The organism is Streptomyces sp. NPDC002004, assembly GCF_053593975.1.
In genome coordinates, this window is the sequence record NZ_JBSFDP010000002.1 from 1 (window position 1) to 20,171 (window position 20,171).

21 protein-coding genes are annotated in these 20,171 nt (G+C 72.5%); 8 read left to right on the forward strand and 13 right to left on the reverse strand.

All coding sequences use genetic code 11. The features are described from left to right. From ACWCP6_RS02965 to ACWCP6_RS02975, 3 genes are all read right to left on the reverse strand, one after another. The coding region (locus ACWCP6_RS02965) for a DUF2637 domain-containing protein (RefSeq protein ID WP_450931083.1) at window positions 1-164 on the reverse strand (164 nt) is incomplete at its 3' end. A gap of 142 nt (window positions 165-306) precedes the next feature. Beyond that, a complete protein-coding gene (locus ACWCP6_RS02970; protein ID WP_450930566.1) occupies window positions 307-1,122 on the reverse strand; it encodes a DUF3558 family protein in 816 nt (271 codons plus the stop codon). A gap of 116 nt (window positions 1,123-1,238) precedes the next feature. Further along, window positions 1,239-2,231, reverse strand: coding sequence for a DUF3558 domain-containing protein (locus ACWCP6_RS02975; protein ID WP_450930567.1), 993 nt, complete (start codon window positions 2,229-2,231; stop codon window positions 1,239-1,241). 234 nt (window positions 2,232-2,465) lie between these two features. Here ACWCP6_RS02975 and ACWCP6_RS02980 point away from each other — a divergent pair, with 234 nt between their 5' ends. Continuing rightward, complete coding sequence (locus ACWCP6_RS02980) at window positions 2,466-3,659, forward strand: RtcB family protein (protein ID WP_450930568.1); 1,194 nt, start codon at window positions 2,466-2,468, stop codon at window positions 3,657-3,659. Between the two features lie 59 nt (window positions 3,660-3,718). Here the strand turns inward: ACWCP6_RS02980 and ACWCP6_RS02985 are convergent, their stop codons facing one another. The 3 genes from ACWCP6_RS02985 to ACWCP6_RS02995 all read right to left on the reverse strand — a co-directional run bounded on the left by ACWCP6_RS02985 (window position 3,719) and on the right by ACWCP6_RS02995 (window position 6,029). Then, window positions 3,719-4,924, reverse strand: a complete 1,206-nt coding sequence (locus ACWCP6_RS02985) for a cytochrome P450 (RefSeq protein ID WP_450930569.1) — start codon at window positions 4,922-4,924, stop codon at window positions 3,719-3,721. Between the two features lie 164 nt (window positions 4,925-5,088). Continuing rightward, a complete protein-coding gene (locus ACWCP6_RS02990; protein ID WP_450930570.1) occupies window positions 5,089-5,250 on the reverse strand; it encodes a hypothetical protein in 162 nt (53 codons plus the stop codon). Next, window positions 5,247-6,029 carry an SDR family NAD(P)-dependent oxidoreductase gene (locus ACWCP6_RS02995; RefSeq protein ID WP_450930571.1) on the reverse strand — a complete coding sequence of 261 codons (783 nt, stop codon included), beginning with the start codon at window positions 6,027-6,029 and terminating at the stop codon, window positions 5,247-5,249. Before ACWCP6_RS02995 ends, ACWCP6_RS02990 begins: the two co-directional genes overlap by 4 nt. Window positions 6,030-6,200: 171 nt before the next feature. On the opposite strand from ACWCP6_RS02995, the gene ACWCP6_RS03000 reads away from it, so the two are divergent. Further along, complete coding sequence (locus tag ACWCP6_RS03000; RefSeq protein WP_450930572.1) at window positions 6,201-6,785, forward strand: hypothetical protein; 585 nt, start codon at window positions 6,201-6,203, stop codon at window positions 6,783-6,785. A gap of 150 nt (window positions 6,786-6,935) precedes the next feature. Here ACWCP6_RS03000 and ACWCP6_RS03005 read toward each other — a convergent pair whose 3' ends face one another. Continuing rightward, a complete protein-coding gene (locus tag ACWCP6_RS03005) occupies window positions 6,936-7,340 on the reverse strand; it encodes a winged helix-turn-helix transcriptional regulator (protein WP_450930573.1) in 405 nt (134 codons plus the stop codon). A 159-nt stretch (window positions 7,341-7,499) separates the two neighbouring features. Here ACWCP6_RS03005 and ACWCP6_RS03010 point away from each other — a divergent pair, with 159 nt between their 5' ends. The 3 genes from ACWCP6_RS03010 (at window position 7,500) to ACWCP6_RS03020 (ending at window position 10,458) form a co-directional block, all read left to right on the forward strand. After that, window positions 7,500-8,414 (forward strand): NADP-dependent oxidoreductase, encoded by a 915-nt coding sequence (locus tag ACWCP6_RS03010; protein WP_450931084.1) that lies wholly within the window; start codon window positions 7,500-7,502, stop codon window positions 8,412-8,414. A gap of 299 nt (window positions 8,415-8,713) precedes the next feature. Further along, window positions 8,714-9,841, forward strand: a complete 1,128-nt coding sequence (locus tag ACWCP6_RS03015; RefSeq protein ID WP_450930574.1) for an LLM class flavin-dependent oxidoreductase — start codon at window positions 8,714-8,716, stop codon at window positions 9,839-9,841. After that, window positions 9,838-10,458: an FMN reductase gene (locus ACWCP6_RS03020; protein WP_450930575.1), complete on the forward strand. Its 621-nt coding sequence runs from the start codon at window positions 9,838-9,840 to the stop codon at window positions 10,456-10,458. The genes ACWCP6_RS03015 and ACWCP6_RS03020 overlap by 4 nt, the downstream gene beginning before the upstream one ends. A gap of 71 nt (window positions 10,459-10,529) precedes the next feature. Here ACWCP6_RS03020 and ACWCP6_RS03025 read toward each other — a convergent pair whose 3' ends face one another. Both ACWCP6_RS03025 and ACWCP6_RS03030 read right to left on the reverse strand, forming a co-directional pair. Beyond that, window positions 10,530-12,248 (reverse strand): hypothetical protein, encoded by a 1,719-nt coding sequence (locus tag ACWCP6_RS03025; protein ID WP_450930576.1) that lies wholly within the window; start codon window positions 12,246-12,248, stop codon window positions 10,530-10,532. A gap of 36 nt (window positions 12,249-12,284) precedes the next feature. Continuing rightward, entirely contained in the window at window positions 12,285-13,559 is a 1,275-nt protein-coding gene (locus ACWCP6_RS03030) for a glycosyltransferase family 4 protein (RefSeq protein WP_450931085.1), read from the reverse strand. A 330-nt stretch (window positions 13,560-13,889) separates the two neighbouring features. Between ACWCP6_RS03030 and ACWCP6_RS03035 the strand changes: the two genes are divergently transcribed. Continuing rightward, on the forward strand, window positions 13,890-14,588 hold the full coding sequence (locus ACWCP6_RS03035) for a response regulator transcription factor (protein WP_450931086.1): 699 nt from the start codon (window positions 13,890-13,892) through the stop codon (window positions 14,586-14,588). A gap of 43 nt (window positions 14,589-14,631) precedes the next feature. Continuing rightward, window positions 14,632-16,041, forward strand: a complete 1,410-nt coding sequence (locus ACWCP6_RS03040; RefSeq protein WP_450931087.1) for a HAMP domain-containing sensor histidine kinase — start codon at window positions 14,632-14,634, stop codon at window positions 16,039-16,041. Between the two features lie 152 nt (window positions 16,042-16,193). On the opposite strand, the gene ACWCP6_RS03045 is transcribed toward ACWCP6_RS03040, so the two are convergent. Next, window positions 16,194-16,796: an HAD family hydrolase gene (locus ACWCP6_RS03045; RefSeq protein WP_450930577.1), complete on the reverse strand. Its 603-nt coding sequence runs from the start codon at window positions 16,794-16,796 to the stop codon at window positions 16,194-16,196. 4 nt (window positions 16,797-16,800) lie between these two features. Further along, window positions 16,801-17,559: a DeoR/GlpR family DNA-binding transcription regulator gene (locus ACWCP6_RS03050; protein ID WP_450930578.1), complete on the reverse strand. Its 759-nt coding sequence runs from the start codon at window positions 17,557-17,559 to the stop codon at window positions 16,801-16,803. A 72-nt stretch (window positions 17,560-17,631) separates the two neighbouring features. Between ACWCP6_RS03050 and ACWCP6_RS03055 the strand changes: the two genes are divergently transcribed. Next, window positions 17,632-18,849 (forward strand): MFS transporter, encoded by a 1,218-nt coding sequence (locus tag ACWCP6_RS03055; protein ID WP_450930579.1) that lies wholly within the window; start codon window positions 17,632-17,634, stop codon window positions 18,847-18,849. A gap of 34 nt (window positions 18,850-18,883) precedes the next feature. On the opposite strand, the gene ACWCP6_RS03060 is transcribed toward ACWCP6_RS03055, so the two are convergent. Further along, on the reverse strand, window positions 18,884-19,372 hold the full coding sequence (locus tag ACWCP6_RS03060) for an SRPBCC family protein (protein ID WP_450930580.1): 489 nt from the start codon (window positions 19,370-19,372) through the stop codon (window positions 18,884-18,886). Between the two features lie 165 nt (window positions 19,373-19,537). Continuing rightward, window positions 19,538-20,164 carry a hypothetical protein gene (locus tag ACWCP6_RS03065; RefSeq protein ID WP_450930581.1) on the reverse strand — a complete coding sequence of 209 codons (627 nt, stop codon included), beginning with the start codon at window positions 20,162-20,164 and terminating at the stop codon, window positions 19,538-19,540. Window positions 20,165-20,171: the final 7 nt, after the last annotated feature.

Below are 20,171 nucleotides of genomic sequence, written 5' to 3' on the forward strand. Positions count from 1 at the left end.
ATCGGGAAGACGTAGGCGAAGTTCCCGAAGCCCTTCTTCCACGCGAGTGCGCGCACCGCCGCGTACGAACCCGCGAAGCCGATGCCCGCGATGATGAGCGCACCGGTGACCACCACTCCTATGAGTATCCGGTGCATTCGTGTCAGCTTCAGTGGCCCGGCCACACGTCTTCCCCTCCCTGGGAGCTGCCGTTGTGCGCGGGACAGCCTGGCACATGCGTGCGGTTGATCGTCGGCCGGTACGGCAGGAGCCCGGCCGCCGAGCGGGGCCGGGCTCCTGCACATCCGGAATGGGCGACCAAAGCGGTCAGTTGCCGCTCTTGCTGCCGCTCTTCGAGCTGCTCTTCGTGTCGCTCTTCGCGCTGCTGCTCTTGCTGCTGCTCGGGGAGGCGCCGGAGCCGTTCGCCTTCACGATCGCCGCGACGGCCTCCTTCGCCGCCGCCTCGGCGTCCTTCAGCAGCTCGGCGCCGTCCGGGGTCTTGTCGCCCGCCAGGCCGGCACCGTTGTAGTCGATCGTCACGACGACGTTCTGGGCGCGGGCGACGATCGTCTGCTGCTTGAAGGAGCCTTCCTTCTTCTTCAGGTCGTAGTGGACCGCCGTGGCCTCGTCGCCGGTGCCCGTCACCGGCTCCGTCTTCGCGTTCTTGGCGCCGTCGGTCGCCTGCGCTTCCGAGACCTGCTTGGCGTAGTACTGGCTCGCGAGCTTGTCGCCGCTGCCGCGGGCCTGGTCCGACTCGAAGCGCAGCATCGAGACGTTCAGCCAGCGGAACTGCGATCCCTTCACGCCGTTGTTGTCGAGGCTGCTCCAGGAGCAGGTGCCACGCAGCGAGGTGTCGTCGGACTGGCCCTGCTTCCCCGACTTCGACTCCGGCACGAGGCCGCGCAGCGTCTTCTTGGACAGCACCGAGCACGGATCCGGCAGGGTCTTGTACGTGGCCGGCTTCACCTGGGACCCGGCGTCACCGCCCGTCGCGGACGAGGAGGCGGAGGCCTTCGGGTCGGAGCCCGTCTTGGCGGCGTCGGACGAGCCCGAGTCGGAGGAGCAGCCGGAGGCGGCGAGGATCACCGGTACGGCGGCTGCGCAGGCAAGGATGCGGGTGAGTCGCTGTGCTGGTCGGTGCATGGTTCCTTCACTCTGACGGGTGGCCGGGTCCGAGGGGCCACCGTACGCCGAAGCAGGCGCGCGCGGCTCTGGTTCCGCGTTCCCGGCCGCCCGTCGCGAGACGGTGCGAGCCGCCGTCAGTCGCCGATCTCGTCCGCCAGCGTTCCCGCCAGTTCCCTGGCCCTGTCCTGCATTTCCTTGCTGTCCGGCACGTCCGTGGTGTGCGCGGGCTGCTCGTCGTACTCGATGGTCACAATCACGTTCGACGTGCGGAACACCACAGTCACGGTGCGGTGGCGGGCCGCCGAGGCGGACGTGGCGAGCCGGTCGTCGAGGAACGCGGCGTCCCCGAGCCCGTTGAGGGTGCGCGGCGCGAGGCTGTCCGGCGGGACGCCGTCGTCGGAGGGGTCGGAGGAGTCGGCTCCATCGGATGAACCGGACGAACCGGCCGATCCGGAGGGGTTGGGAGAATCGGATGTATCGGGCGTATCAGAGGAATTCGCCAATGCAGGGCCCGACTTGGCCGAGCCCTGGTCCGCCGAGATCTTCGCGGCGTTCTTCGCCGACGGGCCCTTGGTGTCCTTCGCGCCGTCCTTGGCGCCGTCCTTGGCCGGGGATGCCGTCGGCGAGCCCGAGGCGGACCCGGACGGTGTGGTGCTCCCGCTCCGGCCCGGCGTCGGCTCGGACAGGCCCGCCGCGGTGCCCTTGGACGCGAAGACCTCCGACGCGCGTGCGGCGTCGCTGACCGCCGGGTCGTACGACACGACCCGCTCGAAGTCGATGCTGAGATGGCGGGTGGCGTCCGCCGACTCCACCTTCCAGTTGCAGCCGACGCGGCGGTCGGTGTCGTAGGTGACCTCCGCCGTGCCTTCGTAGGTCTTCTCGCGCTGATCGGGGTCGGTGATCTCCTTGATGCCCGGGAGCATCTTGTCGAGGGAGCCGTGGTCCACCTCGCCGCAAGGCTCCGGAAGCGTGCGGTACTTGCCCGGGGCGGCGGCCGGAGCGCTCACACCGGCCTCCCCGGCCTTCGAGTCGGGCGCCTCGTCCCCGGCGTCCGAAGTGCCGGTACAGCCCGCGAGCAGCGCCGCGAGGAGCGCGGCGGCGCCCGGTAGGTACACCTTCCGCTGCATCGTGATGACTCCTCTCGCCGTCGGACCGCTGTCGATCGCCGGTTGTCGTCGATCGCTTCGCGCCGTGATATTCGCTTGCCGCCCTCGGGCGGCCGGTGGACACAATGTCTATCGCACGCAGTGCCGTGGACGCCGGTCCGTTGTCCCATTCCTCGACCTTGGCGCAGGTATGTGCGATATGTGCGCGTCACAGACTTCCAAGACTTTGCATGTGGTTCGGGGGAAAGAAGCGATATGTCCTATGTAGAGATGTCCGGTGCGAAGGTTCCGATCCGGATGTGGACGGACCCGGCCACGGTCGAGGACGGGGCCCTCCAGCAGCTCCGCAACGTGAGCACGCTGCCGTGGATCAAGGGCCTGGCCGTCATGCCGGACGTCCACTACGGCAAGGGCGCCACGGTCGGCTCGGTCATCGCCATGCGCGGCGCGGTCTGCCCGGCCGCGGTCGGCGTCGACATCGGCTGCGGCATGTCGGCCGTCCGGACGTCCCTGACCGCCAACGACCTTCCGGGCGACCTCTCCCGCCTCCGCTCGAAGATCGAGCAGGCGATCCCGGTCGGACGGGGCATGCACGCCGACCCGGTCGACCCCGGCCGGCTGTACGGCTTCCCCGCGGCCGCCTGGGACGACCTCTGGGACCGCTTCGACGGGATCACCGACGCGGTCAAGTTCCGTCAGGAGCGCGCCGCCAAGCAGATGGGGACGCTCGGCTCGGGCAACCACTTCATCGAGGTCTGCCTCGACGAGGACGGCGCCGTCTGGCTGATGCTGCACTCCGGCTCCCGCAACATCGGCAAGGAACTGGCCGAGTTCCACATCGGCGTGGCCCAGCAGCTCCCGCACAACCAGGGCCTCGTCGACCGGGACCTGGCGGTCTTCGTCGCGGACACCCCACAGATGGCGGCGTACCGCAACGACCTGTTCTGGGCGCAGGAGTACGCGCGCAGCAACCGCGCCGTCATGATGAGCCTGCTCAAGGAGGCGGTCCGCAGGGAGTTCCGCAAGGCGAAGGTCGCCTTCGACGAGGAGATCTCCTGCCACCACAACTACGTGGCGGAGGAGCGGTACGAGGGCATGGACCTGCTGGTCACCCGCAAGGGCGCGATCCGCGCCGGCAGCGGGGACCTCGGCATCATCCCGGGCTCCATGGGCACCGGTTCGTACATCGTGCGCGGCCTCGGGAACGACAAGTCGTTCAACTCCGCGTCGCACGGCGCGGGCCGCCGGATGAGCCGCACCGCCGCGAAGCGCCGGTTCTCCACGCGCGACCTCCAGGAGCAGACGCGGGGCGTCGAGTGCCGCAAGGACTCGGGTGTCGTCGACGAGATCCCGGGCGCCTACAAGCCCATCGAGCAGGTCATCGACCAGCAGCGCGACCTGGTGGAGGTCGTCGCCAGGCTGAAGCAGGTCGTCTGCGTGAAGGGCTGAGGCGCCCACGGCGTCCGTACGCCCCGGTCCGCGCCGCCCGCGTCCGGGTGCCCGTGGCCCTACCAGGCCACGGGCAGTTCGAGCGGGAAACGCCGGATGGTCTCCGTGTCCCAGCGCACCTCCTCCGCCGGAACGGCGAGCCTCAGGTCCGGGAACCGCTCCAGCAGCCGGCCGATCGCCACCTCCAGCTCCGCCATGGCCAACGGCATGGCGATGCACCGGTGTCCGCCCCAGCCGAAGGTCATGTGCGGCATGGAGGGCCGCTCCGGGTCGATGGTGTGCGGGTCCGGGTAGCGCTCCGGATCGCGGTTCGCCGTCAGATACGAGACGTGCACGAACTCGCCCGCCCGGATCTGCACACCGCCCAGCTCCACGTCCTCCAGGGCCACCCGGGGAATGCCGACGCCCTTGCGGAAGGGGATGACGCGCAGCAGCTCGTCCAGGACGCCCGTGAGGCTCTCCGGCCGGATCTTGATGTGCTTGACCAGTTCGGGGCGGGTCAGCAGCAGGTAGGAGATGTCGCTGATCTGGCAGGTGGCCGTGTCCTGCCCGCTGAGCATCAGGGTCAGCGCCATGATCGCGAGTTCCTGGTCGTCGAGCGCGTCCTCGCCGTCCCTGGCCGCGGCCAGCGAGCTGATGAGGTCCTTGCCGGGGGAGCGCCGCCGCTCGTCGATGAGCCCGAGGAAGTACGCCCGCAGGTCGTCCTTGGCCTGCGCGGCCTTCTGCCGACCGTCCGGGCCGGTGGAGAGCAGCTGGTGGCAGTACTCCTCGATCCGCGGCCACTCGTCACGGGGGACGCCGAGGAGTTCGCAGATGGTGTGCTGGGGGAGCGGGTTGGAGAGGTGCTGCACCAGGTCCGCGGGGGACCCGGCAGCGGCCATCCCGTCGAGCAGGTCGTCGGCCAGCCGGGCGATGGACCGGCGCATCCGCTCCACGTGCCGCTTGGTGAACGCCTGGGAGGCGAGCCGCCGCACCCGGTTGCTGTCCGGCGGGTCCATCACGTTGATCGACTCCGGCGAGACGATCGGCTCCGGCGTCATCCGGGGATAGTCGGTCCCCATGATTCCGGCCCGGCTGAACCGCTGGTCGGTGGTCACCCGCCGCACCTCGTCGAACCCGGTGACCAGCCAGGCCTCCCCCTCGCCGTACGGCAGCCGGATCCGGGTGATGGACTCGTGGCCCATGAGCGCCTGGAGCGAGGGGTCGAACTCCAGCGCCTCGCTGAAGTCGAACGGGCACATCGTCGATTCGCTGCTCGGGGTCATCGCGCAGTTCTCCAGTTCCACGCAGGGGCGGGAGGCGGATGGATGCTTCCCTGAGTTCCTGCATAGGCCCTGGATGCGGAGGGTGACAGCCGAGCGCGGCCACCCGCGTTACGCGGACTCCCCCGACGGGCCGCGCCCGAACGGGTACGCCGGTCCGCCGTGGGCTATTTCCCGTGGCGGATCGCGTAGATCATGACGAAGGCGACGACATGGATGCCGAAGAGGAAGTACGCGAGGTACCACCACACGTACCGCTCGTTCCTGGTCTCCTCGGCCAGCCGCTGCCGTTCCCGGGCCGGGGATCCGTCCCGGCCGGACGCCGTCACGGCTCTCGGTGGAGCTTGGTGTTGGAGGCCTGGGCGCGGGGGCGGACCACCAGCAGGTCGATGTTGACGTGGCTGGGGCGGCTGACGGCCCAGGTGATCGTGTCGGCGACGTCCTCGGCGGTGAGCGGGGCCGCCACGCCCTGGTAGACCTTCGCGGCCTTCTCGGCGTCGCCGCGGAAGCGGGTCACCGCGAACTCGTCGGTCTTGACCAGGCCCGGGGCCACCTCGATGACCCGGACCGGGGTGCCGACGATCTCCAGACGCAGTGTCTCGGCGAGGACGTGCTCGGCGTGCTTCGCCGCGACGTATCCGCCGCCGCCCTCGTACGTGCCGTGGCCCGCCGTCGAGGAGACCACCACGATCGTGCCGTCGCCGCCGGCGGTGAGCGCCGGGAGCAGGGCCTGTGTGACGTGCAGGGTGCCGAGGACGTTCGTCTCGTACATCAGCCGCCAGTCGGCCGGGTCGCCGGTGGCGACGGGGTCGGCGCCGAGTGCGCCGCCGGCGTTGTTGACCAGGACGTCGCAGTGGTCGAGGGAGGTGGCGAAGGCGTCGACGGCCGCGCGGTCCGTGACGTCCAGCGGGTACGCGGTGGCTGTGTGCCCGGCGGCCGTCAGCTCGGCGGCCAGTGCCTCTATACGGTCCTTGCGGCGCGCGGTGAGGACGACGTGGAAGCCGGCCTCGGCCAGTCCGCGCGCGGTGGCGGCGCCGATGCCACTGCTGGCTCCGGTGACGACGGCGGTACGGGCGGCGGTGCTGGGCGCGGCGTTCGCGGCGGTCATGGCGGCTGCTCCTCGGCCTGGTGGTCGGACGGCCAGGATAGGCGGCCGCTGTCACCTGTTGGACGGCGCCTTGCAGGGGGTGAGGCGTGGGATACATCCGATGTCCGGGCGCCGTCCGGATGCGGTGATGCCCGGGGCCGGGCCGTGGCCCCATGGACACGGAGGAAATCCATGCGGGTGGTCGTGCGTGCTGCGGGGGCGCTCGGGGTCGCTGTGGGGCTGGTGCTCGCCGTGGGAGCGGCGGTTCCGCCGGAGGCGGCGGTGGCGGCGGAGAAGGCGGTGGCGTCCGGCCATGGCGGGGCGCAGGGGGCGTCCGGCCACGGCGGGGCGGAGGGCGCCCCGGTCCGCGGCAGGGCGCAGGGGGTGTCGGTCGCGGAGGCCGACCTCGCCTTCCACGGCATCGTCTCGATGGACAAGGGCGTCATGTCCGTCACGATCACACCGCAGAACTACGGCCCTTCGGACCTCGACGAGGCCGCCGTGCGGCTGCGCTGGTCCGTGCCGCTCGCCGCGCGCCAGACGATGCCCGCCGGGTGCGTACGGACCGGGGCCAGGACCGTGCTGTGCAAGACGGGCGCGGTCGACGCGGGGGGCACGGGTCCGTCCTTCTCGATGCGGGCCCGGCTCGCGGGCACCCCGCCCGAGGCCTCCCTGCGGATCGAGACCGCGTGGAACGGCGGGGCGAAGGACCGGAACCCGCAGAACAACGAGCACGATGTGCTGGCCCTGGAGACGGGCGACTTGTACGTGTTCTGACCCGGGTCCCGGCCGCGGGGTGCGCACCGCGACCGGCACCCCGGCGGGGCCGAGGTGGGCGTGGCCGTGGCGGTGCACCGGCGGGTGCGGGCCGGATGGTGTGCCGGTCGGCGCGGGCCGGGCGGCGTGCTGCCGTCGCGGGGGTCGTGCTCAGTCCTGCGGCGTCGTGTCGTAGCGCTCCCGCGCCTCGTTGACCGCCTCGATGTGGGTCTCGGCCCAGTCCTTCACCGCCGTGAGCAGACAGCTGAGACTGTGGCCGAGCGGTGTGAGCGCGTAGTCGACCCGGACGGGTACGGACGGGGTCACCGTGCGGCTGACGAGGCCGTCGCGCTCCAGGGAGCGCAGGGACTGCGTGAGCATCTTCTGGCTCACGCCGGCGATCTTCCGGCCGAGGTCGCTGTAGCGCATGGGGCCGTCGGCGAGCGCGCTGACGATCAGGCTGACCCATTTGTCGCTGATCCGGGCGAGCAGCTGGTTGGTCGGGCAGTTCCTGATGAACGCGTCGTACTCGATCCGTGCCTGCTCGCGGCGCTGGGCCGCGGTCGTCGTCGTCATGGCGCACCTCCGGGTGACGTACGCACTTCCAGGTACGTACTTACCAATGGAGAGTAGCTCTCTTTACGGTTGTCCTGTCAACGCCAAGTGCGGTGCGATCCAAAGGGAGTTGTCGTGAGTGTCAGCGGTGTGAGCGGTGTCAGTGGCGCCCGCGGTGTCATGCGTGCGGCCGTGGTGCCGGGGTTCGGCGGGCCGGAGATGGTCGAGGTCGTCGAGACGGGGCTGCCCGAGCCGGGGGCCGGGCAGGTGCGGATACGGGTGACCGCGGCCGGGCTCAACCCGGTCGACGCGGCCGTCCGTGCGGGGGTGTTCGGCGGCGCGGGGAAGCGGCTCGGGCTCGGCTGGGACGTGGCCGGGGTGGTCGACGCGACCGGTGCGGCCACCGGCTGGTCGGCCGGGGACAGGGTGATCGGCCTCGCGTACGGGCCCGCGAAGACGACCGGGACGCACGCGGAGTACGTGGTGCTGGACGCGTCGGCGCTGGCTGCTGCCCCGGCGTCGGTCGACGACGTGCATGCGGCGACCCTGCCGCTGAACGGCCTCACCGCCGTCCAGGCCCTGGAGCTGCTGGAACTGAAGCCCGGGCGGAGTCTGCTCGTGACGGGAGCCGCGGGCGGCGTCGGTGCCTACGCGGTGCAGCTGGCCGCACGGCGCGGGGTCGAGGTGGTCGCGCTGGCCGGGGAGGGTGACGAGGAGTTCGTGCGGGGGCTGGGTGCCGCACGCTTCGTGTCGCGGCAGGCGGGCGCGCGGGGTGCGGCGGGGGTCGAGCCGCGGAGCGTGGACGCCGTCCTCGACACGGCCGTGCTGGGGGCCGAGGCACTCGGTGCGGTGCGCGACGGGGGCGTGTACGTGGGAGTGCAGCCCGGGCGGCAGCCGGCCTCCGAGCGAGGGGTGCGGAGCGACGCCGTGGAGGTCCGGGCCGACGGCGAAAGGCTGGCCGCGCTGGCGGCGCTGGTGGACTCGGGGGAGCTGACGCTCCGGGTGGCCGAGACGTTCGGCCTCGACGAGGCCGTCAAGGCACACGCCCGGCTTGCCGAGGGTGGTCTGCGTGGACGAGTGGTGCTGGTGCCCTGAGCGGGTGGTGGGGCGCCGAGGGGGCGGCTGGGGCGTCGAGGGGGCGGCTGGGGCGTCGAACCGGCGGCGGGGGTGCCGGCGGGGCGGCGGGTGTGGAGATGGCGGCAGGGCGGCGGGAGGCGAGGTGGTGGCGGTGCCGGCCGGGGTCGGGGTGTCGAGGCGGCGGCGCGGCGGTGGGTGCCGGACCCGGGCCGGTGTCCGGTGCGGTGCGGGCGTGAGGGGTGGGGGAATAGCTCCCTGCCCGGTGCGGTTCTCCGCGGTGTAGTTGAAATATCAACCATCTCTGGAGAGGGAGCGCCATGCAGTTCGGGATCTTCACCGTGGGCGACGTGACCACCGACCCGACGACGGGGCGTACGCCGAGCGAGCACGAGCGGATCAAGGCGATGGTCGCCATCGCGGAGAAGGCCGAGGAGGTCGGCCTGGACGTGTTCGCGACCGGTGAGCACCACAACCCGCCGTTCGTGCCGTCGTCGCCCACCACGATGCTCGGCTACGTCGCCGCACGCACGGAGAACCTGATCCTCTCCACCTCCACCACCCTGATCACCACCAACGACCCGGTGAAGATCGCCGAGGACTTCGCGATGCTCCAGCATCTGGCCGGTGGGCGGGTCGACCTGATGATGGGCCGTGGCAACACCGGTCCGGTGTACCCGTGGTTCGGCAAGGACATCCGCGACGGCATCGACCTCGCCATCGAGAACTACGCACTGCTGCACCGTCTGTGGCGCGAGGACGTGGTGACCTGGGAGGGCCGCTTCCGGACGCCGCTCCAGTCCTTCACCTCGACCCCGCGGCCGCTGGACGGGGTGGCGCCCTTCGTGTGGCACGGCTCCATCCGCTCGCCGGAGATCGCCGAGCAGGCCGCGTACTACGGCGACGGGTTCTTCCACAACAACATCTTCTGGCCCAAGGAGCACACCCAGCAGATGGTGGCGCTCTACCGGGAGCGGTATGCGCACTACGGACACGGCACGCCCGAGCAGGCGATCGTCGGGCTCGGCGGGCAGGTGTTCATGCGCAGGAACTCCCAGGACGCGGTACGGGAGTTCCGGCCCTACTTCGACAACGCGCCCGTGTACGGGCACGGGCCGTCCCTGGAGGACTTCACCGCGCAGACGCCGCTGACCGTCGGGTCGCCGCAGCAGGTGATCGAGCGCACTCTGTCGTTCCGCGACTATGTGGGCGACTACCAGCGGCAGTTGTTCCTGATGGACCACGCGGGGCTGCCCCTGAAGACCGTGCTGGAGCAGATCGACATCCTCGGCGAGGAGGTCGTGCCCGTGCTGCGCGAGGAGTTCGCGAAGGGGCGCCCGGCGAACGTGCCGGACGCGCCGACCCACGCCGCGCTCGTGGCACGCAAGGACGGCGCCGCCGGGGACCGCGGCGGGAACGACAACGGCAAGGAGGTGGCGGCAGCATGAAGGTCGTCGTCGTATCGGCGGGACTGAGCGTTCCGTCGTCCACCCGGCTGCTGGCCGACCGGCTCGCCGAGGCGACGGTACGCCGGGCAGGGGAGGCGGGAACCGGGGGCGAGGCCGGGACCGAGGTCGTCGAACTGCGCGACCTCGCCGTCGAGATCGCCAACAACCTCGTCACCGGGTTTCCCGGGCCCGCCCTCCGTGCCGCGATCGACGCGGTGACCGGGGCCGACGGACTCATCGTCGTCACTCCGGTGTTCTCGGCGTCGTACAGCGGACTGTTCAAGTCGTTCTTCGACGTGCTGACCGCCGAGGGCGAGGACGTGCTGGCCGGGAAGCCCGTGCTCGTCGCGGCGACCGGCGGTACGGCCCGGCACTCGCTGGTGCTCGACCACGCGCTGCGTCCGCTCTTCTCCTTCCTCCGGGCGGTCGTGGTGCCCACCGGGGTGTACGCGGCGTCGGAGGACTGGGGAGCGGACGGCCTCGCCGAGCGCGTCGAACGCGCCGCCGGAGAGCTGGTGGGACTGGTGCGGGGCTCCGCGGGACGGGTTCCGCAGCAGGGGCGCGAGGACCGCGTGGTCCCGTTCGAGCAGCGCCTGGCGGCCCTCCGGGCGCAGTAGGTGCCCTCGGCGCCGGCGGCCGGGCGTGCACACAGGCGCCCCGGGGCCGCCGCGCGGCCTGGCGGCTCGGGTCAGTGCGCGACCCACGCGGTCCAGTGGGTGCCCGGCAGCGGGTGCGGCGTCCAGTCGCGCGCATAGGAAGGCGGCTCGGCGTGGGCTCCGGTCAGGGCCGCCGTGGGACGGCGGGCGGCCAGACGCAGGAGTTCCGTCCGGGTGACGGACCGGTTGTTCCCGGAGGTCTGGGCCGAGGCGCAGCCCGCGGCGTACGCGACCGGAAGGGCGTGCGTGCCGGTGACCAGGCACGGCGGACGCAGGCCGAGGGCGTGCAGACCATGGGCGGCCGCCCGGTACTCGGCGTTCACCGCCGCCGTCGAGCGGGCCATGCGGTCCAGGACCACCTGCTGGCTCGCCAGCTGCGCGAGCACGAGCACGGCCACCGCGGCCACCGCCGTGCGGCGGGTCCGCCCGTCCGCGGCCGCCCGTACCAGCCGTGTCGCGAGCCCCGCGACGGGCAGGGCGAGCAGCGCGTACGACGGGAGCAGGAAGCGCGGCGCCGCGTAGTCCAGCAGCAGGAGGTAGGGGACCGCGAGCGAGGCCGCGCAGGCCACGGGGAGCACCGTCGCGCGGGGTGCCCGGTCCCGGAGGGAGAGGGCCAGGGCCGTCGCGGCGAGCACGGGGAGCGCGAGCCACCAGAGGGTCAGCTCGGGGTGGGTGAGCGGGACCGTGCAGGGTCGGCACAGCTGGGGGCCGTTCAGGGCGCGCCAGGCGTTGCCGACGTTGAGGTGGAGGCCCATGCCGCCCTCGGTGGCGCTGGACACGTGCAGCCGCGCGGGGACGGAACCCCAGCGGACGTAGGCCTCGGCCGTCCACTGGGCGGCGCCGAGCGCGAGTCCGCCGAGCAGATACGGCAGGGTGCGGCGCCAGGAGCGCATGAGCACCGCGCAGACCAGGAGCGGCAGGGCCAGCCACCCCGCGTCGGGGGTGCGGACCAGGGCGGTGGCGGCGAGGCAGCCGGCCAGCCACCAGCCCGCGCGGTTGCCGCGCGCGGAGCCGCCGGCAGGAGGCGGGAGGGGTGAGGCGCCCGCGGGGGCGCCACCGGGGGAGTCCTGTGCGCGCGGGTCGCGCGGGGAATCACCCGGGCGTGTGACGCCGGTTGCGCGGTTCGTGCGCGGGGCGCCGGGAGCGCCGCCGTCCGGGCCGGGGACGCAGGGGAAGCGCAGGAACCAGCCGACGGCCGCCACCGCGCCGAACGCCACCCACAGATTGGGCATGGCCTGCGCGCCGGATATCCCGGTCGTCCACACCCCGGCGAACAGCAGGGCCGCGAGCGCCGTGGTGCCAGGTCCGACGATCGTCCGCCACACCCGGAAGGACGCGTACAGCGCGGCGGCCGATGCCGCGGTGAGCGCGAGACGCAGGGCGAGCACGGACGGTGTGGCGGCGAGGACGGGTGCGACCAGGAAGCTGATGCCGCGGGAGCGCGGCGCGCTGAAGAAGGCCGCCGGAGTGCGCGGGTCCACCTGGGAGACGTACACGCTCTCGTCCCAGCCGAGCGTGTGCCCGATGCGCGGCACGACCACCAGCAGCTGGAGGAGGGCGTACACGGCGGCGACCAGGCCGAGCCAGGGTATTCGGGCGCGGGGCCCGTCCCCCGGCCCGGCCCGGGAGGCGGGCCGCCGCCGTCGTACGCCGGCCCGCCTTCCGGGGGTCTCACCGGGCCATGGACGGACGGGCTCCGTCCGTATGCCCGCGCTCCGGTCGGGGCGCAGGTCGGGGGCACCACTTCTCATACGTCTCACCCACCTCTCGTACGCCGTACCGGCAGGTCATGCACGTCGGGGCTGCTCCACCTGGCTGCGCGGCGCGGTCGTCAGAGCCCGCAGCCGCCGGCGCACGGAACGCGTACGACGGCGCAGCGACGACGTCGCACGGGCGCGGGTGCGCTGCCAGCCGCGGCGGTGGCGGGTGGCGCGGAGCTCGTCGAAGAGCAGGTCGTAGCGGTCGACGATCGGGGCCGGGTCGTAGCGGCGGGCGCTCTCCATCGCGGTGCGGCCCATCTCCCTGCGGTACGACTCGTTCTCGATCAGGTCGACCATCGCCTCGGCGAGCGCCCGGGCGTCGCCGACCGGCACGAGGCGTCCGTCGACGCCGTCGCGGATGATCTCGGCGGGGCCGAGCGGGCAGTTCGTGGAGATGACCGGGACGCCTACGCGCATCGCCTCGACCAGGGTCATGCCGAAGGACTCGGCGTCCGAGGCGCTGACGACGAGGGACGACTTGGCGAACTCCGGTTCGATCGGGGAGTGCGGGCCCATCAGGGCGGCGCGGTCGGTCAGGCCGAGGCCCTCGATCAGCGACTGGAGCCGCTCCTGCTCGCCGCCGCCGCCGTAGATCCGCAGCTGCCACTCGGGCTCCTTCGCCGCCACCGCGGAGAAGGCCTCCAGCAACAGGTCGAAGCGCTTGCCGCGGGCGAGCCGGCCGGCCGCCGCGATCACCTTGGCCGTCTGGTCGGACGGGGCGCAGTCCGGGGCGGGCACGATGTTCGGGACCGACATGACGGGGACGCCGGGCAGCCGCATCTTCCTGCGGTACACGGCCGCATCCGCCTCGGTCATCGTGATCAGCGCGTCGAGGTCGCGGTAGTGGCTCGCGAGCACCGCACGCAGCTTCTTGCTGTGGGCGTCGTGCCGCAGGTGCTCCTGGGCGATGCGCAGGGCCCGGCGCGGTCCGAAGAGGGACAGGTAGACGTTGATCCCGGGGCGGGTGCCGATGAGCACGTCCGCGTCCGACGCGGTCAGGTACTCGCGGACCCGGAGGTCGACCAGACGGCTGTACTGGCGGTACCGCTTCTCGGTGTCCGGGAAGTCGACGGCGGGCTGGGAGTACGCGGGAAGCCGTGCGTCGTCGCCGCCGATCCGGGTGTCCACCAGGGGGACCAGGGAGATCCGGGGGTCGACGGTGAACCGGGGGTCCTCGCGGTGGCGCATCATCGACACGATCTCCACGTCGTGGTGATCCGCGAGCGCCGTCGCGAGATTCAGCGTCGTCCGTACGGTGCCGCCGATCGCGTACGCGTTGTGCAGCAGGAACACGATCTTCATCCGGTGGTTTCCCCCGACCTCATGCATGCCCTCCTTGCCCTGTTGCATCGTCTTTCAGGTAAATGTGACGAATGTCGCATGTGTGCGCGCGAGTGCATAACGCATCGCCCACGACATACGGCACTACCTGGGCACACACTCACTCCGAGAGGTAAGCCGACGCTCCGTCACGGGTGAGAGGCAGGTAAGAAGGGGGGTGCCGGGTTCCCGGCCGGAGCGGCCGGCGGCCCGGACTTGGCAGACTGGGGGGTGCCCCCGACCAGCGAACGGAGCCCTTCCGAGATCGTGAGCGTGCCCAGCACCGTGAGCGTGCCCAAGACCGTGAACACCGTGCTCCTCGCCGAGGACGACCGGGCCATCCGGCACGCCCTGGAGCGCGCGCTCAGCCTGGAGGGCTACGAGGTGACGGCCGTCGCCGACGGCATCGAGGCGATCGCCCAGGCGCACAGGAGCCGGCCCGACGTGCTCGTCCTCGACGTCATGATGCCGGGCATCGACGGCCTCCAGGTGTGCCGCGTGCTGCGCGCCGAGGGCGACCGCACACCCATCCTGATGCTCACCGCACGGGTGGAGACCGCGGACCGGATCGCCGGTCTCGACGCGGGCGCCGACGACTACGTGGTGAAGCCGTTCGACATCGAGGAGGTGTTCGCGCGGCTGCGCGCCCTGCTGCGGCGCACCGGAAACGGCGCCGGGGCCGGCCCCGAGGTCTCCCACGACATCCCCGACGGCCAGGTGACCGCCGCCGACCTGCGGATCGACGGGCAGGCCCGCCGCGCCTGGCGCGGCGAGCGGGAGCTGGAGCTGACCCGGACCGAGTTCGACCTCCTGGAGCTCCTCGCCCGCAACGAGGGCATCGTCCTCGACCACGCGACCATCTACGACCGGATCTGGGGCTACGACTTCGGGCCCGGCTCGAAGAACCTCGCGGTCTACGTCGGATATCTGCGGCGCAAGGTCGACGAACCGGGAAAGCCGCCGCTGATCCACACGGTGCGGGGCGTCGGATACGTCCTGCGGGAGAGCTGACCCCGGCATGTCCGGGAACCCCAGGACGGCCGGGGCGCGCGTGATGCTGCGGCGTGCCGGTTCCTCCCTGTTCGGATCCTCCTCGCTGCGGACCACGCTCGCGCTGTCCTTCGCGGCGGTCGCGGCGGTGGTCACCCTGCTGGTCGGATTCCTCAGCTACGGCGCCGCGGCACGGCTCGTCCGCGTCGACCAGCAGGCGCTGTTCGACGAGATCGTGCACGACCTGCGCACCGAGGTGCGCAAGGCGCCGCTGGCGCCCGCCGACTTCGCCTCGTCGGACGGGGACCACGACGGGCCGCGCGACGAGCTCACCCGGCCCACCCGCACCGACGTGCAGATACTCGGACCCGGCGGGAAGGTCGTCGACCCGGGCAAGCCACGGCTCCCCGTCGGCGCCCCCGAGCGCACCGCGTCCGACGATCGCACCTCCGGCGTCCTGGTCGACGAGCGGGAGATCGCGACCGCGGGCGACCGCTTCCGCGTCGTCACCGTTTCGCTGGGCGACGGGCGCGGAGCGGTCCAGGTCGCCCAGCAGTTCAGCGACAGCGAGGACCTGCTGCGGGACCTCCAGCAGCGCACCCTGCTGTCCGCGACCGCCGTCGTCGTCGCGGCCGGCCTCGCCGGATGGTGGCTCGCGCGGCGCATCACCGGACGCCTGGTCCGGCTGACCGGGGTCGCCGAGGACGTGGAGACCACCGGCGACCTCGACGTACAGGTGCCGGTCGCAGGACGTGACGAGGTGGGGCGGCTCGGTCGCTCCTTCGACCGGATGCTCGGCCGGCTCGCCCGGTCCGAGGAGGACCAGCGCCGGCTGGTCCAGGACGCGGGGCACGAGCTGCGCACACCGCTCACCTCGCTGCGTACCAACATCTCGCTGCTGCGCCGCATCGAGGAACTGCCGCCCGCCGAGCGCGACGCGCTCGTCGACGACCTCGCGCAGGAGTCCCGGGAACTCACCGACCTGGTCAACGAACTCGTCGACCTCGCCGCCGGACAGCAGGACGACCAGCCGGTGGAGGAGGTCCTGCTCGGCGAGATCGCCGAGGACGTGGCGGTGGCCGCGCGGCGCCGCACGGGGCGGGTCGTCACGGTCGTGGTGGAGGGACCGGCGGACACCGCCGTGCGGGGCCGCCCCGCCGCGCTCCAGCGCGCCGTGTCGAATCTCGTCGACAACGCCGCCAAGTTCGACCCCGGCGGCACCGAGCCCATCGAGATCGTCGTCTCCCGGCGCCGCGTCGAGGTGCGCGACCGGGGGCCCGGGATCGCCGAGGGCGACCTCGTCCGCGTCTTCGACCGCTTCTACCGCGCCGCCGACGCGCGCAGCCTGCCCGGCTCGGGCCTCGGCCTCTCCATCGTCCGCGACGTCGCCGCGGCGCACTCCGGGAACGCGTACGCGGCTGCCCGGGCCGGGGGCGGCGCGGTCATCGGTTTCACGGTGGGCATCACGGTGTGATGCGGGCCGCGGTGTGATCCGGTCTTGGCGTGATCCGGTCTCCGCGTGATCCCGCCTTTGCATGAGCCGGTCTCCGCGCGTGATCCGGTCTCGGCGTGATCCGGTCTCAGCGAGATCCGGCCTCCGCTCGATCCGGGCTCTCCGCTGCCGGCTCAGGCCCACCGGGCGAGGGCGTGTTCCAGCCGTGCGGGGGTGGTGAAGAGGTGGCCGTGCAGGCCGGTCGCCTCGGCGCCCCGTACGTTCTCCTCGCGGTCGTCGACGAAGAGGATGCGGTCCGGTTCGGTGCGCAGGGCCCGTACGCACCCGTGGTAGGCGTCCGGTTCGGGCTTGGCGTGGCCGGTGCGGCAGGAGAAGGCGCACACCCGGAACCGCTTCAGCCAGGGGTGGTGGGCCTCGTAGTGGGCCGCCAGCTCCTCGGGGATGTTGGAGAGCAGCGCGACCGGCCGTCCGGCGGCCGCGAGTCCTTCGACCAGGGCCACCATGACGGGGTCGACCGCGCTCCAGCTCGCGATGTCGGCCTCGACGAGTGCCGCGGTCCGGCGCTCGTCGAACCGGGTCCCGAGTGCGTCGGCCACCTGCCGCCAGTAGCCGGGTCCGTCCACCTCGCCCCGGTCGTAGGGCGGGCGCAGCGCCCAGTACGCCTCCCAGAAGTCCGGGGCGGGAACGCCCGCGGTTCCGACGAGCCTCGTCCTGCCGTCGGCGGACTGGTGACGGGCGATCACGCCGAACAGATCGAAGAGCACGGTGCCGGCCACGGGATCACACCTTCCGTACGGTCACGCCCGCGGCGGCGATCGCCTCGGTTTCGTCCTGCGGGGCACCGGTGTCGGTCACCACGGCGTGCAGGGCCGCGGCGGGCGCGACGTGGGCGAGCGCGGTGCGGTGGAACTTCCCGGCGTCCGCGACGGCGATGACACGGCGTGCGGAGGCGATCGCGGCACGCTTGACCGCGGCGTCGTCCAGGTCGTAGGCGGTCAGGCCGTCGGCCGCACCCAGCCCGCAGCAGCCGATGACCGCCGTGTCGAAGCGCAGGGCGGCCAGCGACGCCTCGGTCAGGGGGCCGGTCAGCGCCAGTTCACCGGGACGGGGCCGTCCGCCGGGCACGAGCAGGGTGACCTCCGGCGCCCCGGTGAGGGCGTTCACCGCGTGCAGGGACAGCGGCATCACGGTCACCCGGCGGAACCGGAGCGCGCGGGCGACCTCCAGGCAGGTGGTGCCGCTGTCGAGGACGACGGACTCGCCGTCCGCGATCAGTGAGGCGACCTCGGCGGCGATACGCCGCTTGGCGTCGAGTCCGTCCTGGGCGCGCAGGGCGAAGGGCGGTTCCTCGCCGCGCAGCAGCAGAGTCCTCGCCCCTCCGCGGTAGCGCTCCAGAACGCCCTGGTCGGCCAGTGCCTCGAGGTCGCGGCGGATGGTCATCTCCGATGCGCCGGTCAGCTCGGCCAGTTCCGCGACGCCGACACGCCCCGCTTCCCGTACGGCCTCGGTGATGCGCCTGAGTCGGTCTGTGCTCCCCATGCGAGAAGTAAACAGCTGGCATGCTCGAAAATCAATCTTTCGAACATCGAGTATGTTCGTTACGTTCGATGCATGGAGAGATCCCTGCGGGCCGGACGGCTGGCCACCTTCGTGTACTTCACCCTGAACGGCTTCGTCATGGGCATGTGGATCGTCCACATCCCCGGAATCGAGCACCGCGCGGGCATCGGCCATGCCGTGCTCGGGCGGCTCCTCCTGCTGCTCGGCGCGGGGGCGTTCGCCGGGATGCAGCTCGCCGGACCGCTCACCGACCGCTTCGGGGCCCGCGTGGTGGTGCCGCTGAGTGCGGCCCTGTGCAGCGGCGCGGTGGTCCTGCCGGGACTGGCCACCGACGCCTGGACGCTCGGCGCGGCACTGCTCGTGCTCGGCCTCGGCAACGGCTGTCTCGACGTCGCGATGAACGCGCACGCCGTGCAGGTGGAGCGCGGCTTCCGGCGGCCCGTGATGTCCGCCTTCCACGCGGCCTTCTCCGTCGGCGGTGTGCTCGCCGCGCTGACCGGAGCCCGTGCCCTCGCCGGGGGATGGGGCCCGTCGGCCACCCTCGGCGCGGTCGCCCTCGCCGGCCTCGTCGTCGCCGCACTGGCGGCCCCCGCCCTGCTGGAGTCCGACGGGCACGGCGACCCGCAGGCACCCCCCGGCGCCCGGGTCCGGCGCCGGACGCCGCGACGCATCTGGGCGCTGGCCGCGCTCGCGCTGATGATCATGCTGTGCGAGGGCGTCGCCAACGACTGGAGCGTGCTGCATCTGCGCGACACACTGCACGCGTCCGCCGCCACCGCCGCCCTCGCCTACGGGGCCTTCGCCACCGCCATGACCGTGGGCCGGCTGCTCACCGACCGGGTGGCGGAGCGGATCGGCCCGGCGGCCGTGCTCCGTCTCGGCGCGTCGGCCGCCGCGCTCGGGCTGGCCACGGCGGCGCTCTCCCCCTCGGTGGTCCCGGCGCTGATCGGCTGGACCGTCTTCGGTGCGGGGCTCGCCGGCTGTATCCCGCAGCTCTTCAGCGCCGCGGGCCACGCCGACCCGGGCGCCGCCGGCACCAATGTCTCCCGTGTCGCCGGCCTCGGCTACCTCGGCATGCTCGCCGGGCCCGCCGTCATCGGCCCGCTCACCCGCCTCGTCCCGCTCAACCTGACGCTCCTGCTGCCCGTGGCGTGCTGCGCGATCGCCGCATGCGCTGCAGGCATCCTGAAGCCCCGCCGCGAGGCCGTCGCGGTAGCGGGGGAGACGGCGCGGGACGTGATCGCCGAGGGGCGCGGGCCCGCCCGCTGACGAGCCGCGGCCCGCCCGTCCGGGCCGCGCGGTCTCAGGCCGCCTGGTGCTCCTCCTCCAGCGCCTCCTTCAGCCGCTGGAGGGTGACCTTCATGGCCTGCCTGTTGTGGGTGGCCCGGTCGTGGACGCCGGTCACCACCGACCCGAGGAAGCGCATCAGCAGTCCTCGTTGGTCGATCCAGGTCTCGGTGACCCTGGTCGCCCCGCCGGAGCCGGCCGGCGCGAAGTCATAGGCCCAGCGGGCGACACGCAGGCCGACCGCGCGGACCTCGAACGCGAAGCGCTCGCCCGGATCCGCCGCCACGACGGTGCAGCGGGTCGACCAGGGGCGCTGCCGGGCGGAGACGTTGTGCCCGGTGAACCGCATCCCGGGCCGGACCTCCGCATGACCGCCGTCCCCGACGTCGGCTCCGGTGCACTCGGGGCTCCAGCGGCCCATGTCGGCCACGTTGCTGACCGCGCCGTACACCACGGCCGGCGGGACCTCGATCACTGTGCTCTCGGACACTTCCTGCTGCGGCATCGGCCGGCTCCTCGAAGTCGAATGGCTGACAGGGCACAGCGGTGCCCCCGCCGAAGCGAACGTGCCCGCCATGTGCCGCGACCGCCCGGCTGTCCCAGCCGGCTGCTGTCGGCACATGACGGGGCGGGGCCCGAAAGCCCCGCCTGAATCCTGTTGAAACCCCGCTCAGGGCCACACCAGGCAGTACGGCTGATGTCCCGCCTCGTGCAACCGATGGCTGAAGTCCTGCCATTCATGGAGCAACTGGTACACGTTGAACGCGTCCCGCGGACCGCCGCGGTCCGGGACCGTGGACCATATGAAGGCGGCGGCGCCGACGGCCTCCTCGCCGACGTCGCGCAGCGGGTCGACCACGGTCATGGGCAGCTTCACGACGGCGTAGTCCGGGTGGAGGACGACCAGCTCCAGCGGCGGGACCTTGTGCAGGGGTATGCCCTCGATGCCCGTGAGCACCATCGCGGCCATGGTCTCCGGCTTGATCTTCGTGAACATGCCGCCCATGCCGAGCTCGTCCCCGCCCAGCTCCTCGGGCCGCATCGAGATGGGCACCCGGGCGGCCGTCGCGCCGTCCGGTGCGCCGAAGTACTTGTAGGTCACCCCCACCCGGCCACTCCCGCTTCCCATCCGCGTCCGGTCCGCCGCGCCCTGCGCGTGCGTCCCGTCCGCCTCGATCCCCGGATGCGGGGCTCCCGTCTCCGCTGCTGCTTCCGCGTCGCGCCGGTGCCTTCCCCGCCGGGCACGTCGGGGGCCCAGGTCGTCGGTCCCCTCGCCCAGTCCGCCACCGCGATGCATATCTCCA

Coding starts and splice junctions, on each gene's coding strand:
- ACWCP6_RS03060 (WP_450930580.1), bottom strand. CDS start 19,372: ATGCCGCAGCAGGAAGTGTCCGAGAGCACAGTGATCGAGGTCCCGCCG.
- ACWCP6_RS03000 (WP_450930572.1), top strand. CDS start 6,201: ATGCGGGTGGTCGTGCGTGCTGCGGGGGCGCTCGGGGTCGCTGTGGGG.
- ACWCP6_RS02970 (WP_450930566.1), bottom strand. CDS start 1,122: ATGCACCGACCAGCACAGCGACTCACCCGCATCCTTGCCTGCGCAGCC.
- ACWCP6_RS02980 (WP_450930568.1), top strand. CDS start 2,466: ATGTCCTATGTAGAGATGTCCGGTGCGAAGGTTCCGATCCGGATGTGG.
- ACWCP6_RS03040 (WP_450931087.1), top strand. CDS start 14,632: ATGCTGCGGCGTGCCGGTTCCTCCCTGTTCGGATCCTCCTCGCTGCGG.
- ACWCP6_RS03005 (WP_450930573.1), bottom strand. CDS start 7,340: ATGACGACGACGACCGCGGCCCAGCGCCGCGAGCAGGCACGGATCGAG.
- ACWCP6_RS03015 (WP_450930574.1), top strand. CDS start 8,714: ATGCAGTTCGGGATCTTCACCGTGGGCGACGTGACCACCGACCCGACG.
- ACWCP6_RS03030 (WP_450931085.1), bottom strand. CDS start 13,559: ATGAAGATCGTGTTCCTGCTGCACAACGCGTACGCGATCGGCGGCACC.
- ACWCP6_RS02995 (WP_450930571.1), bottom strand. CDS start 6,029: ATGACCGCCGCGAACGCCGCGCCCAGCACCGCCGCCCGTACCGCCGTC.
- ACWCP6_RS02975 (WP_450930567.1), bottom strand. CDS start 2,231: ATGCAGCGGAAGGTGTACCTACCGGGCGCCGCCGCGCTCCTCGCGGCG.
- ACWCP6_RS03020 (WP_450930575.1), top strand. CDS start 9,838: ATGAAGGTCGTCGTCGTATCGGCGGGACTGAGCGTTCCGTCGTCCACC.
- ACWCP6_RS02985 (WP_450930569.1), bottom strand. CDS start 4,924: ATGACCCCGAGCAGCGAATCGACGATGTGCCCGTTCGACTTCAGCGAG.
- ACWCP6_RS03010 (WP_450931084.1), top strand. CDS start 7,500: ATGCGTGCGGCCGTGGTGCCGGGGTTCGGCGGGCCGGAGATGGTCGAG.
- ACWCP6_RS03025 (WP_450930576.1), bottom strand. CDS start 12,248: ATGAGAAGTGGTGCCCCCGACCTGCGCCCCGACCGGAGCGCGGGCATA.
- ACWCP6_RS03065 (WP_450930581.1), bottom strand. CDS start 20,164: ATGCATCGCGGTGGCGGACTGGGCGAGGGGACCGACGACCTGGGCCCC.
- ACWCP6_RS03050 (WP_450930578.1), bottom strand. CDS start 17,559: ATGGGGAGCACAGACCGACTCAGGCGCATCACCGAGGCCGTACGGGAA.
- ACWCP6_RS03055 (WP_450930579.1), top strand. CDS start 17,632: ATGGAGAGATCCCTGCGGGCCGGACGGCTGGCCACCTTCGTGTACTTC.